The 13844-nt window shown below is 62.2% G+C and carries 9 protein-coding genes; 6 read left to right on the forward strand and 3 right to left on the reverse strand.

The genetic code is table 11. From position 1 onward, the window contains the following. The first annotated feature begins 7 nt into the window (after nucleotides 1–7). From KBB96_RS04445 to KBB96_RS04465, 6 genes are all read left to right on the forward strand, one after another. Entirely contained in the window at nucleotides 8–2986 is a 2979-nt protein-coding gene (locus tag KBB96_RS04445; RefSeq protein ID WP_211632760.1) for a response regulator, read from the forward strand. Next, complete coding sequence (locus tag KBB96_RS04450) at nucleotides 2983–3819, forward strand: CheR family methyltransferase (RefSeq protein WP_211632762.1); 837 nt, start codon at nucleotides 2983–2985, stop codon at nucleotides 3817–3819. Before KBB96_RS04445 ends, KBB96_RS04450 begins: the two co-directional genes overlap by 4 nt. Next, complete coding sequence (locus tag KBB96_RS04455; RefSeq protein WP_211632764.1) at nucleotides 3816–4397, forward strand: chemotaxis protein CheB; 582 nt, start codon at nucleotides 3816–3818, stop codon at nucleotides 4395–4397. The genes KBB96_RS04450 and KBB96_RS04455 overlap by 4 nt, the downstream gene beginning before the upstream one ends. Nucleotides 4398–4399: 2 nt before the next feature. Further along, the gene (locus tag KBB96_RS04460) at nucleotides 4400–5944 is read left to right on the forward strand and encodes an ATP-binding response regulator (RefSeq protein WP_211632766.1); all 1545 of its coding nucleotides are present in this window, start codon (nucleotides 4400–4402) and stop codon (nucleotides 5942–5944) included. Nucleotides 5945–6047: 103 nt separating this feature from the next. Continuing rightward, the gene (locus KBB96_RS20950; protein WP_226373641.1) at nucleotides 6048–6734 is read left to right on the forward strand and encodes a hypothetical protein; all 687 of its coding nucleotides are present in this window, start codon (nucleotides 6048–6050) and stop codon (nucleotides 6732–6734) included. Next, nucleotides 6617–7564: a DUF3592 domain-containing protein gene (locus KBB96_RS04465; RefSeq protein ID WP_264176996.1), complete on the forward strand. Its 948-nt coding sequence runs from the start codon at nucleotides 6617–6619 to the stop codon at nucleotides 7562–7564. The genes KBB96_RS20950 and KBB96_RS04465 overlap by 118 nt, the downstream gene beginning before the upstream one ends. A gap of 111 nt (nucleotides 7565–7675) precedes the next feature. On the opposite strand, the gene KBB96_RS04470 is transcribed toward KBB96_RS04465, so the two are convergent. The 3 genes from KBB96_RS04470 to KBB96_RS04480 all read right to left on the reverse strand — a co-directional run bounded on the left by KBB96_RS04470 (nucleotide 7676) and on the right by KBB96_RS04480 (nucleotide 13658). Further along, nucleotides 7676–10921, reverse strand: coding sequence for a beta strand repeat-containing protein (locus KBB96_RS04470; RefSeq protein WP_211632771.1), 3246 nt, complete (start codon nucleotides 10919–10921; stop codon nucleotides 7676–7678). 196 nt (nucleotides 10922–11117) lie between these two features. Continuing rightward, nucleotides 11118–12995: a LamG-like jellyroll fold domain-containing protein gene (locus KBB96_RS04475; protein ID WP_211632773.1), complete on the reverse strand. Its 1878-nt coding sequence runs from the start codon at nucleotides 12993–12995 to the stop codon at nucleotides 11118–11120. A 111-nt stretch (nucleotides 12996–13106) separates the two neighbouring features. After that, the gene (locus tag KBB96_RS04480; protein WP_211632775.1) at nucleotides 13107–13658 is read right to left on the reverse strand and encodes a hypothetical protein; all 552 of its coding nucleotides are present in this window, start codon (nucleotides 13656–13658) and stop codon (nucleotides 13107–13109) included. Between the last annotated feature and the right edge of the window lie 186 nt (nucleotides 13659–13844).

A 13844-nucleotide genomic window follows, 5' to 3' on the forward strand; every position in this document is an offset into this window, starting at 1 on the left:
CATCTACATGCTGCACATGGTGCCGCTGGTGCTGTCGTTCTTCCTATGGAAGCCGAACATGCCATTCGGATTGGCGGCACTCGGAACGATGCTGATCGTGGTGGCCTACTTCACCACGCCCGATGGTCCGGGCAGGGAGTTGTCGGAAATCCGCCGGGGTTTTGCCATTGCCACCCTGTGGATGCTCGCCGTGATCGGCCACCAGTTCATCAGGGTCCGGATCGCCTCGCGGCGTGAAATGTGGCTCCAGCGTGGCCAGGCGGAACTGGGCCGGCATCTGGTGGGCGATTTGAGCACCGCGCAACTCGGGGAAAATATTCTGGGCTTTCTCAGTAGTTATTTGGGGGCGGAAGCGGGGGCCATGTTCATTGAGGACCGGGGAAGCTTTCGGAAAAGCGCGGTCCACGCCGCGGCGGTGGAGAGCGTGCCGGAACGGTTTGCGATCGGGGAAGGCTTGCTCGGAAATGTGGTGAAGGAGGGACGGCTGGCCGTGGTTCAGGATATTCCGGAGGGATACATCACCATCGGATCGAGTCTCGGGCATGCATTGCCACGGCGCTTGCTGATGGCTCCGTTTTCATTGGACGGAAAGGTCGATGCGGTGGTTGAACTGGGCTTCTTCGGCCCGATCCATGAGTCGGATCCGGAGTTGTTGCAACGGGTGGAGAGCCAGGTGGCGACAGCCGTGCGTGCCGTGAAATACCGCACGAAGCTCCAGGAACTGCTGGAGGAGACACAGAGGCAGACGGAGGAACTCCAGGCACAGAGCGAGGAGCTGCGGGTTTCCAATGAGGAGATGGAGGAGCAGAGCCGCACGCTTCGCGAATCCCAATCGCGTCTGGAACTCCAGCAGGTGGAGATGGAGCAGACCAATACGCAGCTCGAAGAGCAGACGCGTATCCTGGAGCGCCAGAAGAACGACCTGCTGGCCGCCAAGGTGAATCTGGAGAGCCAGGCGCGCGAGATCGAGCAAGCCAGCCGCTACAAGTCGGACTTCCTGGCCAACATGTCCCATGAACTCCGGACGCCGCTCAATTCCTCGCTGATTCTGGCGAAGCTGCTGGCGGAGAATCCTACGGGCAATCTCACGGCGGAGCAGGTGAAATATGCCCTCACCATCGAATCCTCCGGCAAGGATCTCCTCTCGCTCATCAACGACGTGCTCGATCTCTCAAAAATCGAGGCGGGGCATATGGAGGTCCATGCCGAACCCGTGCGGATCCAGAAACTGATGGCCGGACTGCGCAATACCTTCGCGCCGCTGGCGGACCAGAAGGGATTGGAATTGTCATTCGAGGCCGATCCATCCGCTGGAGAAGGCATTGAGACGGATTCGCAGCGGCTGGAGCAGGTGTTGAAAAACCTCCTGTCGAACGCGATCAAGTTCACCGCGGCCGGCTCGGTCGGGTTGCATGTTTCCGCTGCCGATGGCGATCACGTGGCCATTGCGGTAAGGGATACCGGCATCGGCATCGCGGCCGAAAAGCAACGCATCATCTTCGATCCGTTTTTTCAGGCGGATGGCACCACGTCCCGCAAGTATGGCGGCACGGGACTCGGTCTTTCGATTTCGCGGCACCTCGTCCGCTTGTTGGGCGGAGAGATCCGGCTGCAAAGCGAGCCGGGCAAGGGAAGCCTCTTCACGGTCGTCCTGCCGCGGGTTTTCAATGGTCCGGCCGTCGTGGAGGACTCCATTCCTTCTTTGCCATCGGTCCCGGAGCCGGTGCGCCAGCCGGTGAAAGAGAACGGCAAGGTGGTGCCCCGCATGCCGGATGACCGCGAACAACTTACCGGAGCGGGCCGTGTCATTCTCGCTGTGGAAGACGACGAACGCTTCGCCTCCATCCTTTACGATCTGGCGCACGAGCTTCGTTTCGAATGCATCATCGCCACGACCGCGGAGGAGGCACTGGTGGTGGCGCAGCAGTATGTCCCCAGCGCGATCGTTCTGGACGTGGGTTTGCCGGACAACTCGGGATTGATCGTGCTCGAACGTCTGAAGGCGGATTCGAGAACCCGCCACATTCCCGTGCATGTCGTCTCCGCCGGTGACTACACAAAGGCAGCCATGGCGCTGGGTGCGGTCGGCTACATGCTCAAGCCGGTAAGGCGCGACCAACTCGTAGAGGCGCTCCGTAATCTCGAAATCCGTCTGACCCAGAAAATGCGGCGGGTGCTGGTGGTGGAGGATGACCCGGTGCAGGTGGAGGCCATGCGAGATCTGCTGGGGTCGCGTGACGTGGAAGCCGTATGCGCACGCAGTGCCACGGAGTGTCTGGACTATCTGAGCAATCTGACCTTCGACTGCATGGTGCTCGACCTGAGCCTCCCGGATGCTTCCGGCTTTTCGTTGCTGGAGAAACTCAGCGCGGAGGATGCCTATTCCTTTCCTCCGGTGATCGTTTACACGGGACGCGAACTGGATCCGGATGAAGAGCAGCGTCTGCGGCGGTATTCGAAATCGATCATCATCAAGGGGGCGAAGTCCCCGGAGCGCCTGCTCGATGAGGTCACCTTGTTCCTGCATCAGGTGGTGTCGGACCTGCCTCCCGAAAAGCAGCGCATGATCGAGAGGGCGGGCAACCGCGACGCCGCCTTGGAAGGCCGCTGCATCCTCGTGGCGGAGGACGATGTCCGGAACGTGTTCGCGCTCACCAGCGTGTTGGAAGCGAAGGGTGTCAAACTGCTCGTCGCCCGCAATGGACGTGAGGCAGTCTCCATGCTGGAGAGCAGCCGCGTGAATGGCGGGGCATCCGTCGATCTGGTGCTGATGGATATCATGATGCCGGAGATGGACGGACTCACGGCGATGCGGGAGATCCGCGCGCGGCGGGAATGGTCACGCCTGCCCATCATCGCGCTGACGGCGAAGGCGATGAAGAGCGACCAGGAGCAGTGCCTCCAGGCCGGAGCCAACGACTATCTTTCAAAGCCGCTTGATGTGGAGAAGCTGCTGTCTCTGATCCGTGTCTGGATGCCGCGATGAAAACGCCCGATGCCGAGACCGAGGAAATCGAGATCCAGCTGCTGCTTGAGGCGCTGTATCGGAAATATCACCACGATTTCCGGGATTATTCGCCGGCCTCGATCAAGAGGCGTCTGGTGCAGGCACGGGAGCTCTTCGAGTGTGGGACGTTCTCGCAATTGCAGAACCGCCTGCTGCATGAGCCGGAGGTGGTGGGGCGTCTGCTGCCCACCCTGACCGTCCAGGTCAGCGACATGTTCCGGGATCCCTCGTACTTCCGGGCTCTTCGCGAGAATGTCATTCCCCACCTGAAAACGTATCCCTCGCTGAAGGTATGGATCGCCGGATGCAGCGCCGGGGAGGAACTCTATTCGATGGCCATCCTGTTCCGCGAGGAAGGCCTGGAAAGCAGGACGATCTTCTATGCCACGGACATCAACGGCGAGGCGTTGGAAAAGGCCCGTGCGGGCGTCTATGAATTGGACCGCGTGGCCCAGTTCACCGAGAACCACCGCAGGTCAGGCGGGAAATCCTCGCTGTCCGACTACTACACCACCGGATATGGCTTCGCGAAATTCGATCCATCGCTGAGGCAGCGGGCGGTGTTTTCCGATCACAGTCTGGTTTCGGATGAAGTCTTCGCGGAAACCCAGTTGGTTTCGTGCCGCAATGTTCTGATCTATTTCAACCGCGATCTCCAAGACCGGGCCATCGGCTTGTTCAAGGATGCCCTGGTCCGCAAAGGCTTCCTCGGGATTGGATCGAAAGAGAGCCTGCGGTTTTCCGCCCATGCCGCCGCGTTCATGGAATTCGACCGCGAGCAGCGCATCTATCAGAAAGGAGGTCTGGCGTGAGCGATCCGGTCATTCCGCAAGCAGCGGCCATCGTCATCGGTGCCTCCGCCGGAGCTCTGGATGCATTGTCCGTGATTCTTCCGAGTCTTCCATCAGGTTATCCGTATGCGGTGCTGGTGGTGGTGCATGTTCCTTCGGATCGGAAGAGTCTCATGGCTTCCTTGTTTGAAAGCCGCTGTTCCTTGCGCGTGAAGGAAGCGGAGGACAAGGAACCGGTGGAGCCGGCGACGATCTATTTCGCCCCTCCCGATTACCATCTGTTGGTCGATCCGGATTTCCACCTGTCGCTCTCCAGCGACGAGCCGGTGTTGTATTCCAGACCTTCGATCGATGTGCTGTTCGAATCCGCGGCGGATGCCTATGGCGATGCGCTCACGGGCGTGATCCTGACCGGCGCCAACCACGATGGCGCCAAAGGTCTGCGGGCGGTTTGCGATGCCGGTGGCAGGGCCTTGGTGCAGACGCCTGCAACCGCCGAAGAACAGGCGATGCCCACGGCTGCTTTCAAAGCGTGCCCGGAGGCCCGGGCCATGGACCTGGATGAAATCGCCGCTTTCCTGAATTCCCTCTCCCGCTGAACATGCCCTACCACAAACCCATCAAGTTTCTTTTGGTCGATGACCTCGAAGCCAACCTTGTTGCGCTCGAGGCGCTCTTCATGCGCGAGGGATTGGAGTTGCTCAAAGCCCGATCCGGCAGGGAGGCATTGGAGCTTTTGCTGGTCCATGAGGTCGCCCTGGCCTTCATCGACGTGCAGATGCCGGAGATGAGCGGTTTCGAGCTGGCGGAGATCATGCGAAGCACGGAGCGCACGCGTGGAACTCCGATCATCTTTCTCACCGCGGGCACGGTGAGCCGGCAGTGGCGCATCCGGGGAACCGAGGCGGGCGCCATCGATTTCCTGCCCAAGCCGGTTGATCCCGCCATGCTGCTCAACAAGGCACGCGTTTTCTTCGACTTGGCCTTGCAGCGGCAGGAACTGCAGGAGAGCGAACGGAAGCTGAAGGTCGCCAACGAGAAGCTGGCGCTGGCGGACCGCAGCAAGGATGAGTTCCTGGCGATGCTGGCTCATGAGCTCCGCAATCCGCTCGCCCCGCTGCTGGCGGGGGCGGACCTGCTGCTCGCATCGCCGGGCAACGTTCAGACCGGTGAAAACATCGGCCGGATGATGAAACGGCAGGTTGGCCAGATGGCGCGCCTGATTGATGACCTGCTGGATGTCTCCCGCATCACCAACGGCAAGATCGAGCTGCAGAAGCAAGCGGTGCTGCTATCCGGGATTTTCGAGCAGGCGGTCGAATCGGTCCAGCCGCAGATCAACCGGATGGGGCATCATTTGGAGGTTCATCATTCCGAAACCTCTCTCGGTGTATCGGCCGATCCCTACCGTCTCACCCAGGTGGTTTCCAACCTGCTGTCAAACGCGGCGAAATACACGCCGCCGGGCGGGCGCATCCGTCTGACGGCGGTGAAGTCCGCCGATGGCAAGGTGGCCATCTCCATCAAGGACAACGGGCGCGGCATCCGGCCGGAAGACCAGCGGAGCATTTTCAATTTGTTCGACCAAGGCTCATGCGCGACCGAAGGGGGATTGGGGATCGGGTTGACCTTGGTCAAATGGCTGGTGGAGATGCATGGTGGTGTGGTCTCCGTGAGAAGCGAAGGAGAGGGACGTGGCAGTGAGTTCACGATCGAACTGCCTGCCATCGAGATCGAACCTCCCGCCGTGCCGGAACTGGTGGTGGAGACCGGATCCCAGGAGAAGCTGAGGATTCTCATTGCCGACGATGGTGAGTCCACGGCCGACATTCTTGGGATGTTTTTCCAGATGGAAGGCATGGAGACCCTAGTGGTCTATGATGGGGAGAAGGCAGTGAAAGAGGCTGAGTCCTTTTGTCCCGACATCGCGTGCCTGGATCTCGGCATGCCGTTCGTGGATGGCTTTGCCGCCGCCCGCGAGGTTCGCAAGATCTGCCCGGATGCCTACATCGTCGCTCTCAGCGGATGGGGCAGCGAGGCGGACCGCTTGAAGACCGCTGCGGCGGGGTTTGACGAGCATCTGGTCAAACCGGTCAGCCCGGAGGACCTGCGCAGCCTGCTCACCCGGGTCACGGAGGCGAAGTAAGGGCCGGAAGTCATCGTTCTTTGCCGGCGGATGATGATCTGCTAGAGAGGAATCGATGAAGAAGGGGGAGCCCACGTCCGACCAACTGGCACTGTTCGCGAGGATGAAGTTCATCTTCCTCGGTCTGGTGACGCTGGCGTTCATCGCGTGGGAGGTTCAGGACTTCGCGGCGTCGTTGGCGGCCACGGAGGTGGCAACCCGCGCCCGGTTGCGGACGACCCAGGAACGGGACGATGCCCGGGTGATGCGCGCGTTTGAGGAAACCCGGCGGAGCATGCAAGCGAACGTGGTGATCGAGACAGAGGCTGACCCGCGGCAGGAAACTCGGGATACGTGGCTGACAGTGACGGCTTCCTCGAAGCGGGAGGCGCTTGATGCGCGTGCCGCGCTGGTCACGACGATGCAGGCAGCCTTCGCGCGCGAGGGTCCAGGAGAGCTGTTTGATATCAGCAATGCGCCGTATGCCGATCCGGTGAAGAACGAGGGCTATCGGAACGTGCAAAACATCGTGCGTGGAATCGCCGTGGCAATCCTGTTGGCAGGTGTGGTGATGCTGGCGAGGCAGTGGAAACACTCCGGCCTGCCGAAGTTGGCTCTGGTTGGTATCGCTGCCTCGGCGGGGGGTTGGTGCTGGTGGGCCTGGGCGATGATGCCGCGGGGATCTGGATGGCATTGTTGTTTCTCGGGCCACCGCTTGGGTTGCTCGGGCTGGTATTTTATCTCACCCGTCGTGTCCGGCAGGCGGTGGGGTGGACGGAGGGACGCGCGCGCATCACGCGCTCCGAGGTGAAGGCGGAGCGGCACCGGCACGAGGGCGATACCACCCAAGTAAGGAATGTCCCGTGGATCACATACCAGTTCCAGGCCGGAGATCGAACGATACACGGAGAACGGATCAGCATCGGCATGGGCACCGCGGACAACGTGGATGTGGTGGTGAAGCGCTATGCCGTGGATGCGGAGGTGCCGGTGTTTTATGATCCGGATGACCCGGAGGACTGCGTGTTGGAGCGCACGCCGCCGGTTTCGCCAGGCTGCCTGTGGGGAGGGGCGGTGTTGATCGCGGTGCTCTACATCGGCGGGCTGGTCGCGTTTGGAAAAGGACAGGAGATCGCGCGGTTCTTCAGCCGGGGCATTCCCGGCATGCGGCATCCGCTGGTGGTGTTCCTCTGCGGCGGTGCGGGTCTTTTCTGCCTTGCCGCCGGGCTGTGGATGTGGAGGCACCCGCGCAAGGCCCGGCCATGGACGCGCGTGAAGGGTATCATCATTTCCAGCGTGACCGAGTCTTTCGAGGAAGAGGATAGCACGGACTCCGGGCACCGTGTCCGCACCTACTACCGTGCCGTGATCGAGTACCGGTATCACGCCGATGGACAGGACTACCATGGCAACACCAGTGCGAGCGGTCCGCTCAATATCAAGATCGCTGGCGCCCGTGCGAGCGCCGATGCCGAGGTGGCCCGCCATCCGGTGGGAGCGGAGGTGGACGTGTTTTACAACCCCGCGAACCCATCCCAATCCGGCCTCAACGTGGACACGGACATGATGCTGGATGGCCGCCGCTCGTTGATCGTGGCGGCGGTGTTGCTGGCGATCGCGGTGTATGCGTGGATCGCATGAAGTGGAAACCGGGCAAGGACTCCTCCACCCGCAGGAGGCACCGCCTTGAAATCAAAAAGGCCGGAGCATCCAGCGGATGCTCCGGCCCGGTCATTGGAATGGATCAGCCGGTCAGGGTGTTTCGCTGACCTTCGCGCGGAGGAATGCCTTCGGTGCATCATTGACCGTGCCGGAAGTACGGAAGGTCCGGTAGGTCCAGCCGGTGGACAAGATCGGCAGCGTGTTCTGGATCGCCGTCGCATTCGCATCGGTGAGTTCGATCACGGTGACCGGGGTGCTTCCGAGATCGGTGCTGCCGGAGACTTCGTAGTGGAAACCATCCACCGCATTCGAAACCAGGGTAGGCGAACCGCTGAAGGTGGTGGTCAAGGCATCATCGCGGACGGGAATGGTCAGCGTGAGAACCTTGGCGCCACCGATGGTCACGACCCGCGAAGCGATCTTGCCGGATGAGACTCCGGAGAGCGGAGTGTCATCGAATGCGAATTCCGCCAGATTGTTGAGTCCGTCGTTGTCGGGGTTGGCGTCCTTGGCGTTGTTGGAGGGTCCGAGGCCTTGGAGGGTCGCCCAGGTGCTGTAGCCGGAGGCGCTGGTGGTGACGGTCAGCGTGCCGGTGCCGGCGAGCGCCGCGTCTGTGTTCGGAGCACCGGAGCCGGGGGCGCCCCAGACACCGGCGTTCTTCTGGACGCCGCCGATGAACAGCTTCGCCACGGTATCCGTGCCTCCGAAGCCGAGGGTGACCGTGGCACCCGTGGCGATGCTGAGATTGGCTGTATCCGCCAGCCCCGCTTGGGAGAGCGAGAGCGTGCCCGCGTTCACGGTGGTGTCACCGGTGTAGGTGTTGGCGGCGGTCAGCGTGAGAGTGCCCGCGCCATCCTTCTGCAGGGAGCCGCCGGTGGTGGCGTCTCCAATGACGGCATTCACCGTAGCACTGCGGCCGGTGGGGATGTCGAACGAATGGGTGCCGGTGGCGGCGAGTTTCACGTCCACTGCTCCGAGCGTGAGGTCGGTGATGGCATCATAGGTCGTGATGGTGCCACTGTTCCAATTCAGCGTGCGGCTGGCGGAGCCGGTGCCGGGCTGGACGGTCTGTGCGGCGAGGGTGCCTCCGTTCAGATTGAGGATGGCGGTATTGGTGCCGGTGCCGCTGCCGATGGCGGGCACGAAGGTGATGGTGGAGACCTTGGCGGTGCCGCCGGTGATCTGGAAGGTGCCGCTGGCCACGCCCGTTCCCGAGCCGGTGCGGGCGCCGAGGAGGATGCTGGTGGCGTCCAAGGTGCCGCCGCTCATGCGGAAGGTACCGGTGCTGTTTCTGGTATTACCCGTGACCTGTCCGATGTTCATGGTGCCGATCAGCGCATCCAGGGTGCCGCCGGTGAAATCCGCGAGACCCGTCGCATTCTGATAGGACGAGTTGCCGGCGGTGGCGATATTGACCGTGGCCCGCGAGGTGCCGCCGGTGGTGCCGCGGATTTGCACGGTGGGGCTGGTGAGGCCGCTGGTGAACTTCAGCGTGCCGTTGAGTTTCGAGCTGCCTGCCACCGCCAGCGTGCCGACGTAGAAGGTGGTGGCTTGGTTCATGTTGACCGTGCCGGTGTGGGTGCTGTTGCTGCCGTGGGCCAGCGAGACATCCCGGCCGATGAAGAAGGTGCCGGTGATGAGCTGGGAGTTCGGAGCGAGGTTCACCGTGCCGGATGCGCCGCCCGCGTCCGTATTGCCACCCACCGAGAAACTGCCGGAGGCATTGTCGTAGATGAACATGCCCAGGCCGGTGGTGGTCAGTGTCGCACTATCGCCGGAGGCCGTGCCACCGATGGAGACATTGCTGCCGCTGACGGTCACATTGCCGCTGCCATTGAGTGTGCCGGTGAAGGTGCTGCCGACGCTGAGACCGGAGAAACTCTGTGAAAAGCCGCCGGTATTGAGCGTGGAGGTACCGGTGAACGCCAGCGGAGTGATCGGCAGGAGATTGCCCGCGCCCAGGGCGAGCGTGCCGCCTGCGATGCGGGTGGCACCCGTGTAGCTGCTGGTGCCGGTGAGGGTGAGCGTATTGGTGCCCACCTTGGCGAAGCCGCGGTCACCGGCGATGCCGGTGGCGTAGGTGAATGCGCCGCCGGTGGTATCAATGCCGAAGAAGGTGCCGGTGGCGAAGGGCGCGGTGGTCTGGAAGGTATCGATGTCCGCGGAGGTCCACTGGTTGGTGCCACCGGCACCGACGGCCAGCGTGCCTGCCGAAACGGTGGTGCCACCGGTGTAGGTAACGGGGCGGGAAATGCTCAGCACGCCAGCGCCGGTCTTCGTCAGCGAGCCGGTGGTCCCGGAGGTCTGGGTCATCAACGGACCGAGGGTGGTGATGCCGCTGCTGACGTTGAAGGTGTGGTCGTGCGTACCGGTGCCCGCGAGGACGAGGCGTGCATTGGTGTCGCCGGGAACCGAGTTGGTGTTCGCTCCGGTGAGGCCGCCGTTCAGATTGACGGTAGAGGTGAAGGTGGCATTGCCCTGGCCGACACCGAAGTAGGCATCGCTGAGGGCGAGGGAGCCGAGGGTGAGGCTGGAGTTCGCGCTGTTGGAGGCCAGCGAGAAGAAGTTGGTGTTGGTGACGCCGTTGCTGCCGGTGATGGAGAGCGTGCCGGTGACGGTGACATTGCTGCCGGAGCCCGGGTTGAACTTGGTCGTATTGCCAGTGGTGGTGATGTTGGCCACCGTGTCGGTGAAGGCGGTGGCGATCGCACCGGTGCCGCTGACGGCGATGTTCGAGGTGTCCTTGATCTGATTGGCACGGGACCAGGTGATGGTGGCACCGGTGAGGTCGAGACTTCCGGCAATGGCGTCCGTACCCGCAGCCTTGCTCAGAGTCAGGGAACCGGCCGAGGCGGTGATCTTTCCGCTTTCGGTATTGGCATTGGTGTCGCCCGAGCCGCCGCCGAGGGTGAGGGTACCCGCGCCCGCCTTGGTGAAGCCGGTGGTGCCTGCGATGGATGAGCTGATGGTGGCGGCACCGGCATTGGTCACCGTGTTCGTCGCCGCGCCGAAGGTCAGCGTGTTGCCGGTGACGATGTAGCTGGCGGTGCTGAAGGTGATGCCACCGGTGGTGATCGGCTCCGTGAGGGTAACAGTACCCGCGGTGCCTTGGAAGGTGGCCGTGTCGTTGTTGGCGTTGTTCCAAGCGATATTCGTCACCCCGGCGTCAGCCGTCCAGGTGGTGGTGGAGGTGGTCCAATTGCCCGCGCCGCCGGTGATGGCGGAATCCGAGGCAACGGTATCCCATGTCAGAGAAGTCGCTGCAGAGGCGGTGGACGAAACGAGAACAACAAGGAGCAATGACGGTGCGAGACTGAAGAAGTTTTTGAATTTCATGGATTTCAGATGCAAATAAAGCGCCTGCAACTGTGGTGCATGCAATTATTCTGTCAAGGCATCGCGTGTGATTTTTAGCCCAATCACTGGTGCGGGACAGGGGATGAAACGTCGCGATTTGAGGGGAGGAGCCTGGACCAAGCACGGAAAAAGCCGCACCCCGGTGAGGAGGCGCGGCTTTGGAGGAAGACCGGAGTTACTGGTTGAATACCGTGGTGACCTCGGCGGGAGCCAATGCGCGGCGCCAGATCTTCACTTCGTCGATTTTGCCACTGAACCAATTCGGCCAGATGGTACCGAGTGTGCCATCGGTGGCGACGGCGGTGGGCTTGGTGGCGTTGAGCGAACCGATGGCGGCAAGCGAGCGGATGGCCGTGAGGGTGCCATCGTAGTAGAGTCGTGCTTCGTTGGTGGAGCGGTCATGGACCACACAAAGGTGATGCCATTGGCCGTTGCTGAGCAGCGACGAGGCGCTGTCGAAATCGGCGCGGTCGGTGCCATCGCCCACGTTCCATTGCCAGCGGCCATCCGCACCCGCTCCGATGAACCAGCCGGTGTTCGCGCCGCTGTTCCAATCCTTGTTGGAGAGGATGGCCGGGTCGTCCGCACTGCCTCCGATGGACCGGTTGTCCGCGAAATTGCCGGTGTGATTCACCCACACGGACACCGTGAAGCTGTCCGTGGCGGAGAATTGGAAATCGGTCGGCTGGCCGAGATTCACATATTGATGCGGGCTGGTGGTGTCCGTGAACTGGAGGCATTGCCCCGTCCTGCCGGTGGTGTAGGCGGGCGTGCCGCTCACGGTGCCGTTGTTGCCGTGGCCGGACATGTCCAGTGTGCTTCCTTCGAATGGAAGGTGGAGCACAAGTTGGTCATTGAGGTTCCCCAGCACGGTGGCGCTTCCGGTGCGGGTCTCCGTGGTGCCGAGGAAGCGGATCTCGTAGGCATGAGTGCCCACAGCCGGCGCATCCGTGTAAGTGGTGGTGGCAGCGGACAGCGAGGCGATCAGCGCACCATCGCGGCGGATCTCATAACCGGTCAAACCGGACAACCCGCCCGTGGGCAGCACCCAACTGAGGTTCACGTTTTGGCCGCTCACCGGACTGAAGAAATACGGTGGCAGGCCGAAGTCCGTACTGGCCCAGTTCCACGCGGCATTCACCGGGACTCCCAGATATTTCATCGCAGTGGGTGGGACAGCGGTCTGGCCCGGAGTGGCGGGACTCACGTGAGGCGCATTCACCACGGCACCACTGACAAGCAGCGTGATGTTCCTCTCCTCGCTGGTCTGTCCGCCATGGCTGGTACCGGTGCCGCCGTGATCGGTGGTGAGAATGACGAGCCATTTTTCCTGGGCGATCTGCGGGCGCGCATTGATCGCCGCGAGCACGCTGCCGATGTGCGTGTCCACGGTGTGGATGGCATTCATGTAGTCCGGATTCGTCGGACTAAAGCCTGTGGAGTGGCCCGCACCATCCACCTGGTCGAAGTGCAGGAACAGGACGTCCGGATTCGCGGAACCCAGATGGGCCACCGCCTTGTTCTTCACATCGAGATCGCGGTCCGCATAGGTCGCGCCCGTGGCCTTCACGTGGTAGTTCACCGAACTGGCAACCTTGGAGACGATCGAGTCCTCGATGGAACTCCAGCTCGTGATACTAGAGAGATAGGAGTTCGGTTTGGCGTCCTTGAGCCGCTTGAAGAAGTGCGGATAGTTCGTGGCGACGCTGTTCTTGTAGGCGGTGAACGAATTGTCCACGACCTTGTGCTTGTCCGTCCACACGCCGATGGTGATGGAACACCAGCCTGGTCCGCTGATGGTCGGCTGCTGGGTGGCGGTGCCGAGCACGCCGCCGGCATAGGCGGTGTGGGTGATCACGCCCTGCGCGGTGAGCGAGGCGATGTTGGGCGCGTCCGCGGCCTGCAGGGCATCGTCCCTCATGCCATCGATGCCGATGATGAGGACGCGTTTGCCGCCGAAGTCGTTGGATGCGCCGGGACCGGCGGCGAACAAGGGCAGGATGGTGGCGGCCAGCGCGAGAACGAACGCGCGGCCTGTTTTCTTGGATTGCATGGGTGTTTGTTTTTTGTGGGTTTTCCCGCCTACATGGCGGGTGGTTTCTCCGATCCTCCTCCGCGTGGGTTTGGGTGCGGACTCGGACGGAAATCGGGTGAACGCGGTATGTCAGCGGCGGGAGAGCGGTGCGCGGTCCTCGTGATTTTCCCCGGGCTGGAACGCGGGCGGCGGCGGCGTGAGGTCGTGGCCGCGCTTCCACTCCGCCTCCAGGGTATCGCGCAAAGGACCGGGCGGGACCTCATCGATCCATGTGCGCAGAGTGTCCCGGTCATCGATGCGACCCAGAGCGATCACGGCGACGAGGGCCTGCTGGAGAGCGTCCGGATCTTCCAATGCATCGATGGCCTGCCCCGCGGCGGTGGCGGGATCGGTACGGGCCAGGACGGTGGTTTCAGAAACAGCGGAAGGGCTGATGGAACCAGGGAACTCCTCAAAAGGGTCCGGCGTTTCCGATACGTCATGGTCCGATCCGGCGAGGAGAGGGCTCTTGTGGGTTGACTGAACCGGAGTGCCGCGGTGCGGTCTCGCAATCGCTGGAGGGGAGGAAGTCTGCGTTTTTCCAAGAGCCGGCAACGCATGTCTGCCAAGCCATGCGATCGTCATCACCGCCAGTATCGCGGTCGTGACATACGCCCTTCGGAAAACGCGTCTCCTTTCCATGGTCTGGCATGCTTAGGGCATGCCTGTCATGTCATCACTGGCATTGATGCCATGTTTTCATGCGAAATGACCAAACGGTGGATCGTATGGACACACGCGATCCACATCCACCTAACAGAACGTGGCTCCTTTGTTTTTCGATCCAACGGGATCTCCCTTGCGAAACCAAAAGAGCCGGAGCACCCC

It is taken from the genome of Luteolibacter ambystomatis (genome assembly GCF_018137965.1).
Classification (GTDB): Bacteria; Verrucomicrobiota; Verrucomicrobiia; order Verrucomicrobiales; family Akkermansiaceae; genus Luteolibacter; species Luteolibacter ambystomatis.